This window comes from Rodentibacter genomosp. 1 (genome assembly GCF_001999285.1).
GTDB lineage: Bacteria > Pseudomonadota > Gammaproteobacteria > Enterobacterales > Pasteurellaceae > Rodentibacter.
The window spans coordinates 1-1,430 of record NZ_MLHN01000051.1 but is presented as its reverse complement, the minus strand read 5'-3'; the positions used below and the strand labels follow the sequence as shown (position 1 = coordinate 1,430).

Genomic DNA, 1,430 nt, shown 5'->3' with positions numbered 1-1,430 from the left:
ATGAATTTGGTGGTGAAAAGTGCAGAGAATAATCAATCACGACCTCACAACAAAGTGCGGTCTTTTTATTTGAGGATTTACAAAATGAATAAAGAAAACAACGGTTGGATTAGTGTTGAGGATAGATTGCCACAAAAAACAAAAGAAGACTCATTTTACGATAGTGATGATGTCCTCTGCTATGGGAAAGAAGATCCCGATGATGAAAACCATATTTTTTATTTCTCATCACATGGATGGTAACGGTTTTTATAGCAATAGTGGATCTTGCTATAAAGTAACCCACTGGCAACCACTTCTCGAACCGCCAAATAATTAACCCTGCACATATTTATGATTGATGTAAACAATGATTTTGACGTAGCTGTTCTCAATTTTATCAGAACGGTCTATATACAGTCCACATTTGACAAAGAAAAAGTGAGAACTGTATTACACCCTGATGTTATAGAAGCCGTAATGCTAACCATAGATGTAACTGAAAGAGGGATGTAAAATGATAAGTGTAGAACAGACACATAAATATTTACTAATTTATGAAACTAAGTATGGATTAACTAAAATACATCAAACAGACAATAGTATGTTACATAAATTAAAACATTTCTATTGTAAATGCAGAGGCTTGAAAATTATTAATACTAGAAAGTTAACTAATTGTAATAAATATATAGAGGTTACAAAATGTTAAGTATTATTGGTTGTTGGATTACAGGTCATCAATATTTTTCTAATTCAGATTTTAAAACATGTACTTGTACAAAATGCGGTCATACACAAAAAATTCCTTGTAATCACCAATGGAAAATAATTGATAAATGTGATCTAAGACTTGGAAAGGATTACGAGGGTATCACATATATTCAACAATGCACTAAATGTGGTATTACACAACGTGTACAATATAAATATGCCTAAAATAGGAGATTAAAAAATGTTAAGTAATAAAGAAGTTGAAGCACTAAAAAGTGGTGCTTACGGTATGACAAGAAGTGGACGTAAAGCACTATTTGCAGAAAAAGCTCATGATGGTAGTTATACATGGTTATTGTTCTCAAAAACAAATCCAAACAAACCAGATTATTTTATGGAAGATTATAATACATTTTCAACCTATTATAATGATGCACACCCAGAAGATGATAATGATATTATTGGGCTTTGGGAAGACAAACTTATACCATTTAATGTTAAATATGCATTGGAGGGTAAGCCTATATTATTAAGAAACGGTCTTAAAGGTTACATTCTTAAACAAATTGATGACACGCTTATCGGGTATTTTGACCATAGTTCACCTTGTTCGTGGGAATTAGATGGGAGTCATAGTCGAGCAGCAGATACACAATTTGATATTATCGGAATGTGGAAAGAACCTGAACCAGTAAAACCAAATGCGGATGATTTACCGAAACCAATCCGTGAATTTG

Annotated in this window: 4 protein-coding genes; all 4 read left to right on the top strand. The window is 32.3% G+C overall.

The window, feature by feature from the left end; genetic code table 11:
- The first annotated feature begins 84 nt into the window (after window positions 1–84).
- A complete protein-coding gene (locus tag BKK54_RS11570) occupies window positions 85–243 on the top strand; it encodes a hypothetical protein (RefSeq protein WP_244153153.1) in 159 nt (52 codons plus the stop codon).
- A complete protein-coding gene (locus tag BKK54_RS12225; RefSeq protein ID WP_347876298.1) occupies window positions 182–319 on the top strand; it encodes a DUF551 domain-containing protein in 138 nt (45 codons plus the stop codon). The genes BKK54_RS11570 and BKK54_RS12225 overlap by 62 nt, the downstream gene beginning before the upstream one ends.
- A 14-nt stretch (window positions 320–333) precedes the next feature.
- Window positions 334–495, top strand: coding sequence for a hypothetical protein (locus tag BKK54_RS11795; protein WP_158074634.1), 162 nt, complete (start codon window positions 334–336; stop codon window positions 493–495).
- A gap of 439 nt (window positions 496–934) precedes the next feature.
- Window positions 935–1,430 (top strand): hypothetical protein (locus BKK54_RS11565; RefSeq protein WP_077543209.1); only part of this gene is annotated, 496 nt, incomplete at its 3' end.

Coding starts and splice junctions, on each gene's coding strand:
- BKK54_RS11570 (WP_244153153.1), top strand. CDS start 85: ATGAATAAAGAAAACAACGGTTGGATTAGTGTTGAGGATAGATTGCCA.
- BKK54_RS12225 (WP_347876298.1), top strand. CDS start 182: ATGGGAAAGAAGATCCCGATGATGAAAACCATATTTTTTATTTCTCAT.
- BKK54_RS11795 (WP_158074634.1), top strand. CDS start 334: ATGATTGATGTAAACAATGATTTTGACGTAGCTGTTCTCAATTTTATC.